This is a genomic window from Chitinophaga sp. (assembly GCF_036566945.1).
Classification (GTDB): Bacteria; Bacteroidota; Bacteroidia; order Chitinophagales; family Chitinophagaceae; genus Chitinophaga.
This window is the reverse complement of the sequence record NZ_DATCVJ010000282.1, coordinates 1-6,825: the sequence shown is the minus strand read 5'-3', so window position 1 is coordinate 6,825 and position 6,825 is coordinate 1. Positions and strand designations below refer to the sequence as shown.

General features: G+C 46.5%; 8 protein-coding genes and 1 pseudogene. All 9 read right to left on the bottom strand.

Annotated elements, in window-relative coordinates:
- A partial coding sequence (locus VIP81_RS08395; RefSeq protein WP_331958356.1) for a sulfite exporter TauE/SafE family protein occupies nt 1–444 on the bottom strand: 444 nt, incomplete at its 3' end.
- Between the two features lie 17 nt (nt 445–461).
- A complete protein-coding gene (locus tag VIP81_RS08390) occupies nt 462–899 on the bottom strand; it encodes a FixH family protein (protein ID WP_331958353.1) in 438 nt (145 codons plus the stop codon).
- Nucleotides 900–933: 34 nt separating this feature from the next.
- A complete protein-coding gene (gene ccoG, locus VIP81_RS08385) occupies nt 934–2,319 on the bottom strand; it encodes a cytochrome c oxidase accessory protein CcoG (protein ID WP_331958350.1) in 1,386 nt (461 codons plus the stop codon).
- A 68-nt stretch (nt 2,320–2,387) separates the two neighbouring features.
- Nucleotides 2,388–3,455, bottom strand: coding sequence for a cbb3-type cytochrome c oxidase N-terminal domain-containing protein (locus tag VIP81_RS08380; protein WP_331958346.1), 1,068 nt, complete (start codon nt 3,453–3,455; stop codon nt 2,388–2,390).
- A gap of 10 nt (nt 3,456–3,465) precedes the next feature.
- Nucleotides 3,466–3,645 carry a CcoQ/FixQ family Cbb3-type cytochrome c oxidase assembly chaperone gene (locus VIP81_RS08375; protein WP_331958343.1) on the bottom strand — a complete coding sequence of 60 codons (180 nt, stop codon included), beginning with the start codon at nt 3,643–3,645 and terminating at the stop codon, nt 3,466–3,468.
- 10 nt (nt 3,646–3,655) lie between these two features.
- A complete protein-coding gene (gene ccoN, locus VIP81_RS08370) occupies nt 3,656–5,800 on the bottom strand; it encodes a cytochrome-c oxidase, cbb3-type subunit I (RefSeq protein ID WP_331958340.1) in 2,145 nt (714 codons plus the stop codon).
- A 31-nt stretch (nt 5,801–5,831) separates the two neighbouring features.
- A complete protein-coding gene (gene ccoS / locus VIP81_RS08365; protein WP_331958337.1) occupies nt 5,832–5,990 on the bottom strand; it encodes a cbb3-type cytochrome oxidase assembly protein CcoS in 159 nt (52 codons plus the stop codon).
- Nucleotides 5,991–5,998: 8 nt separating this feature from the next.
- Nucleotides 5,999–6,289, bottom strand: coding sequence for a cupin domain-containing protein (locus VIP81_RS08360; protein WP_331958334.1), 291 nt, complete (start codon nt 6,287–6,289; stop codon nt 5,999–6,001).
- A gap of 190 nt (nt 6,290–6,479) precedes the next feature.
- Nucleotides 6,480–6,825 (bottom strand): annotated as a pseudogene (locus tag VIP81_RS08355) (hypothetical protein); the annotation flags it as partial.

Here is a 6,825-nt window from a genome sequence, read left to right as displayed (position 1 = left end):
AACGGCACCCGCGATACCGAGATATACTAATCCACATGGCAGGAGTCCGTTCAGGAAGCCAATGGCATACAGCGTACGAAAGCGCTGTTGTTGCAACAGCCTGCCCAGTAATAATTTTATTTTTTGGGTGAATGCATTGGGGAGATGCCCGCCTTTTGTCCAGCGTATACCGGTGAACTTCAGCCCCGCCACGGCTAACAATAAACAGCCGGTGATGATAGACAGCCACTGTTGCAATCCGCCCAGGTATAGTTGTTGGCCCAGCCATCCAAAGAGGAGTCCAAATATCGCATACGCGCTAACACGACCGGCATTGTACAACAGGATGCCTGCCATCTTTTTGCCGCCGGTTAAATGTTGTACCGGTAGCAGTAACGCAATGGGGCCACACATACCTATGCAGTGAAAGCTCCCCACAAAACCCAGCATAAAAGAAGTGATCATCCGTTTTGTTTTTCGGGTTAGTTAATATGGATGGGTTGTTCCTGGTAAAATGGCCGATCGTTCATGGTCCACTGCACCTTTAAACGATACAGTCCTTTAATAAATAACTGTCTGTTTATCAATTGATGACCAGCATCATCCGGTTTAAAAGGAAGGTGTATATCTTTTCCGGAATCAGAAGGCCGGTAAAAGGTGAGTTGACCGGTAATTGCTTTGCCCTGCAGTTCGCGTGGGAAGGTGAGCCGGATGCCTTCCGCAACCTGCGTAACGGTAACTGGTGCAGAAAGACCGGCAGCATTTTGTTTACCATCTATCACCTGCTGGTATTTTAATTCTTCACCGTAGTAATCCGGCGTTACCATATCTATTTTGGTACGCATACTTTTGGTGACCAGTGTTACAATACCGGCAGCAAACACTACAAATACAATAATGATCTTGTGTCCCCAGTTCATGATAATCATTTTAAGAAGTTATATCAATACGGGTTTACTGCACCGGGCCTAAAAAGGTGGTACGTAAACGGGTAATTTTTTCATTATGCTCATACAGGCCTACATATAGTACGGACTTGCGCTGATGAACCATCGTCTTAGGTAGCACAATAAAGAAAGTACCTTCTCCCTGTCCTTCTGCCTTTACATGGATCACACCATTGCCAATCATTGCCACCACGCCATTTTTATCTTCCAGCTTCAGCACGAGGGGAATGTCTTTACCTGTTTTATTCACCAGCTTAATGCGGTAGAGGTTAGACAAACTATCTGTTCCCCGCTCCTGGTACAACATGCCCGCAGTACGCATAATAGTGCCGCTTACCGGCTTGCGGCTGCCCAGCATAGCGCTGATGGCAATGAGCAATAACAGCAGCACGGTAGTGTATACTTTGAGCCTGGTAGTAAAGCGGAGTTTTTGTTGCTGGGCGATGCCGTTTTCAGACGCATAGCGAATCAACCCTTTCGGACGCCCGGTTTGCTCCATCATAAAATCGCAGGCATCTATGCAGGCGGTACAGTTGACGCACTCCAGCTGGGTGCCATTCCGTATATCTATTCCCGTAGGACATACTTTTACGCATTGCATACAGTCGATACAGTCGCCATGCGCCCTGGAATCGTCTTTACGGAACTTACCACGGGGCTCTCCCCTTTCATAATCGTAAGCCACCAGTATAGAGTTTTTATCGAGCAATACCCCCTGTAAACGGCCATAAGGACAAACAATCGTGCAGATCTGTTCCCGCATGAAGGCAAATACACCATAGAATACCCCTGAAAACATGAGGATGGCCATAAATCCGCCGGCATGCGCGGTCAATGGTTCTGTGATAATGTGGCCCAATGCTTTGGCGCCGATAATATAAGCCAGGAAGATATTGGCAATAAGGAACGACAGCGCGTAGAAGGCCAGGTGCTTCCCTGTTTTCCTGATTATTTTGTTAGCGTTCCAGGGTGACTGCTGCAACATTTTCTGTGCCGCGGCATCCCCTTCTATCCAGTATTCCAACCGGCGAAACAACATTTCCATGAAAATGGTTTGTGGACACATCCATCCGCAGAACAGCCGCCCGAAGGCCATGGTAAATACTACGATGAAAAGAATGAATGCCAGCATCGCCAATCCGAAAATGAAAAAGTCCTGCGGCCAGAAGATGGCGCCAAACAGAATAAACTTTCCTTCTATTACATTCAGCAGGAATAAGGGTCTGCCATTTATGGAAATAAACGGCAGGCTGAAAAAAACACTAAAATAAAAGAGACTCACCCAACTGCGGATATTATACCAGCGGCCTTTGGGCTGCTTCGCAAAAATCCAGTTGCGCTTGCCTTGCTGATCAACGGTGGCTATCGTATCTCTGAATGTGCTGTTGGTCATGATGTATACGGTTTGTTCCTGCTTACGTGATGCTTGCTGCTGTTATATCGTCTTTATCTTGTTGTACGCTATTCCTTTTGTCCCTGTGCTTCCTTGGCATTGGGTGGATTACTGCCATGTATAGACTTAATAAAGCTGGCCAGCTGCGCCAGTTGTTTGGGAGAAAAATCTTCCTGCCAGGCTTTCATCCCTTTATCGGCTACACCATATTTAATAGTTTTAAACACCTCGTTTATTTTACCGCCATGCAGCCAGTAATCGTCTGTAAGATTAGGGCCTACCACACCTTGCCCCTGTGGCCCGTGACAGGGTGCACAGTTCGAGATGAACATCTTTTGACCGGCAGCAACATCGTTCGCATCTGTTAGCAGCACCACATTGCTTTCATCAATATTATTAGCAGCTTTTTTCAGGTATTCTTCTTTAGCCACGGCTGCTTTTTCTTCCGCAGCGGCTAGTTCTTCGAGCTGACCCGGTGCGGAATGAGAAATCTCCGTACGCCAGAAGTAAACGATGCCAAAACATACGGTGAAAACGAATCCCCATTTCCACCACGGCGGCGTAGGATTGTTGAGTTCATGGATGCCGTCAAAGTCATGGCCCATGTCTTCATCTGCTTCTGCAGCGGCATCCACCGTTTTGGTGTTGTTCAATTTTTCAAACCAGGATACGCGCGGTTTTCCAGGTACAGATACTTTCCCTGGTTTACGTTTACGCTTAATACCTGCGAGAAAACGCAATACAAATAACAGGCTGATGACGACGGCCAGCTCCACGATGATCACTGCTACCAGCAGGTAAAAAGAAGTTGGTGATAAATGTGTGAAATATGGATTGGCCGCAGGAGCTGCCTCTTGTGCAAAAGCGTTGCTACCCATCAGTGTCAGTGAAACAATACCTATGGTGACCAAAGCTTTGCCGGCATCTTTTTTCATCTTCTCCCTAAAAATATCCATAGCACCTAATACCGCATTGCCAAGGAGTAAGATGGCCAGTAACAGTCCGCCTATTACCACCAGCAACATCAGCGCTACCGGATCATATAATTCTGACGGAGCATTGGCGCCGCTATCTGCAACAGCCGGCATACTGCATAATAAACTGCCGCCGAGCAGCTGTATAAACCGTTTATTCATACGTTTTCTTTTACAGGGGATTAGTCTCATCATTATCTAAAGGAATACGGCTGATCCGATCCACCATTTTTTTATCTGCTTTAAAAGCCCATAGCGAAGCACCTATAAAGAAGGTAAACAACAACAGCAGTGATGCCATTGGATAAACGCTGATGCCGGCTATAGATTCCAGGTAATTAATGAACTTCATGATGTGTGATTTAAAATGCTTCTTTATCGTTTACACGCGCCGGTTTGGGGGCGGATTTAATATCTTTTCCCATGCGTTGCAGGTAAGCAATCAAGGCAATGATTTCCCGGTCTGCTTTAATGGGCAGCTTATCTTTTTGCAGGGAGGCTGCAATTTCTGCTGCCTGTTTTTCGAGATCGGCGTTGGCTTGTTTTTCATACCCCGCCACGTAAGGAACGCCCAGCTTGCGCATCACGTTGATCATTGCAGGCGTTTTGCTCTTATCTACCCGTTCTTCAAACAGCCATGGATAAGCCGGCATAATAGAACCCGGCGACATAGACGTTGGGTCCAGCATATGATTAAAGTGCCAGGAGTCTGGATACTTGCCACCTATCCGCGCCAGATCCGGACCTGTACGTTTGGAGCCCCATTGGAAAGGATGATCATATACAAATTCGCCGGCTTTGGAATATTCGCCGTAGCGCGCTACCTCATCACGGAAAGGACGGATCATTTGTGAATGACAGTTATAACAGCCTTCTCTCAGATAAATATCACGACCATGTAACTCCAGTGGTGTATACGGTTTTACGCTGCTGATAGTAGGAATGTTACTGCGTATCAGGAAAGTGGGCATCATTTCCAGCAAACCACCAATGGCTACTACCACCAGGCTGAATACTGCCAGTTGTATAGGCCGGCGTTCTATCCAGTTATGCCAGTGCGCTTTGCCATGTGTGGTAATTACTTTAGGTAATGGAGGAGCTTCTGCAGTCTCATTGGCAATGAAGGAACCACGACGAATGGTTTTAGAAAGGTTCACTATCATCAGCACCAACCCGCTGATATATAACATACCACCTACTGCACGCAGTGCGTACATAGGCACTATGGTGGTAACTGTTTCCATGAACTGGTATTTCAGTTGTCCTTCTTCCGTAAACTGTTTCCACATCATACTCTGTGTAAAGGCTGCCCAGTACAGCGGAATTACATAAAAGATGATGCCCAGCGTACCAATCCAGAAATGGGTATTGGCCCATTTGCGGGAATACAGTTGCGTATCAAACAGGCGGGGAATGAGCCAGTAGAGAATACCGAAAGTGAGGAAGCCATTCCAGCCAAGCGCGCCCACATGTACGTGTGCAATGGTCCAGTCGGTGTAGTGACTGATCGCATTTACATTTTTTAGCGACAACATCGGGCCTTCGAAGGTGGCCATACCATAACAGGTCAGCGCTACTACGAAAAATTTAAGAATGGCATCTTCTCTTACGCGATCCCATGCGCCACGCAGCGTGAGCAGGCCATTCAGCATACCTCCCCAGGAAGGTGCAATCAGCATAATACTGAAGGCGGTTCCCAGTGACTGCGCCCACTCCGGTAATGCAGTATACAGCAGGTGATGTGGGCCAGCCCAGATATAAATAAAGATTAGCGACCAGAAGTGAATAATAGACCAGCGATAGGAATATACGGGTCTGTTGGCCGCTTTAGGTACAAAATAATACATCAGTCCGAGGTAGGGAGTGGTCAGGAAGAAGGCAACGGCATTATGTCCGTACCACCACTGTACCAGTGCATCCTGCACCCCTGCGTACCAGCTGTAACTTTTGAACAGGGATAATGGAAACTCAAAAGAGTTGATAATATGTAACATGGCAATCGCTACCCAGGTACCGATATAAAACCAGATGGCGACATATAAATGTGATTCCCGCCTGCGTAAAATGGTACCCAGCATATTGGCGCCAAATACCAGCCAGATAAGGGTGATGGCGATATCGAAAGGCCATTCCAGTTCTGCATATTCTTTACCGGTAGTATAGCCCAGGAACAAGGTAAGGGCGCCACCGGCGATGATGGACTGCCATCCCCAGAAATGTATTTTACTCAGCAGGTCGCTGAACATACGTGCTTTACAAAGCCGTTGCAGCGAATAGTACACGCCCATGAATATACCATTACCCACAAATGCAAAGATGACCGCATTGGTATGTACGGGTCTTAACCTGCCAAAAGTGATGGGAGCAAATCCCATGTTAAGGCCGGGGATCACCAGTTCCAGCGCTGCCCAAAGACCGGCCAGCATGCCTATCAGCCCCCAGAACATACAAGCGTAGGCAAACCATTTTACCGTGCGGTTGTCGTAATAAAATTTTTCGAGTGACATAGTGGTATTTAAAAGGTGTTGATAAATGCGTTTATTCGTTTACGTTATCTTTCTTATCATCAAACAGGATGCGGTGTGCCGGAGAAAAATCATCTTCGAACTGTCCGTTTTTTACCGACCAGATGAAGGCGGCGAGGAACCCTAATGCTACCAGTAAACTGGCCCCCAGTAAAATGATGATAACGCCCATGGTATTGATTATTTAATGAGAATAAACCTCGCTGTTTCCAATGCCTGCAACGCGTGTATTTCGTTGGCCGGAAAGGAAAACACATCTCCCGTTTCCAGAATAGTCACTTCTTCGTTCAGCATAAATGCGATCCTCCCTTCGAGTATCAGTATCATAGCATTTGCCGGCGAGGTGTGTGGGGGAATCTGATGCCCCTGCTGCATAATCAGCAGTGTAGCGTCAAAGCGTTTGGTTTTCAGAATAGCACAGCTCTTCACTCTTTCATTTCCTGCTACCTGCATTACGTTCATACCTTTCATTTGCTGTTTGTTGTGATGTAATACAATGCTGCATTTCCGGCATGCCTCACCCGCTGCGTGTAAACAGTCTGTGTGACTGTTTACACGCCCATTTCATGCGAGTTTCAGTAAGGTTTGCTTAGATTATACTATGTATGTTTCGTGTGATAGCAAAGGTAATCTCCCGGTGTGTCTGCTACTATGACATTACTCAATCGGGAATATGATTTTTATCAGTCATTTGCTGTAATGCTTTACTGTTAAGCTTTTTGCCTTGCCACTCACTGCAGGCATAAGTAATCAGTATAATGCTGATAGAACTGGCGGGCATTAATATTGCTGCTACCAGTGGAGATAAAATTCCCTGTACCGCGAAATACAAACCGATGATGTTATAGAAGAGGGACAACGCAAAATTCAACAGGATAATTCGTTTATTGGCTTTGCATAACTGTATGAACTGGAGTAGCATAGGCAGTTGTTCAGCGGCCATAATCCCGTCACTGGCGGGCGTAAAATTGTTGCTGTCTTCCGTAAGTGAAATACCGATATCGCTT

What these genes read in the sequence shown, in the direction of transcription:
- VIP81_RS08375 (WP_331958343.1), bottom strand. Translation starts at nt 3,645, where the DNA reads ATGAAGTTCATTAATTACCTGGAATCTATAGCCGGCATCAGCGTTTAT.
- VIP81_RS08360 (WP_331958334.1), bottom strand. Translation starts at nt 6,289, where the DNA reads ATGAAAGGTATGAACGTAATGCAGGTAGCAGGAAATGAAAGAGTGAAG.
- VIP81_RS08390 (WP_331958353.1), bottom strand. Translation starts at nt 899, where the DNA reads ATGAACTGGGGACACAAGATCATTATTGTATTTGTAGTGTTTGCTGCC.
- ccoS (WP_331958337.1), bottom strand. Translation starts at nt 5,990, where the DNA reads ATGGGCGTTATCATCATTTTACTGGGGGCCAGTTTACTGGTAGCATTA.
- ccoG (WP_331958350.1), bottom strand. Translation starts at nt 2,319, where the DNA reads ATGACCAACAGCACATTCAGAGATACGATAGCCACCGTTGATCAGCAA.
- VIP81_RS08380 (WP_331958346.1), bottom strand. Translation starts at nt 3,455, where the DNA reads ATGAATAAACGGTTTATACAGCTGCTCGGCGGCAGTTTATTATGCAGT.
- ccoN (WP_331958340.1), bottom strand. Translation starts at nt 5,800, where the DNA reads ATGTCACTCGAAAAATTTTATTACGACAACCGCACGGTAAAATGGTTT.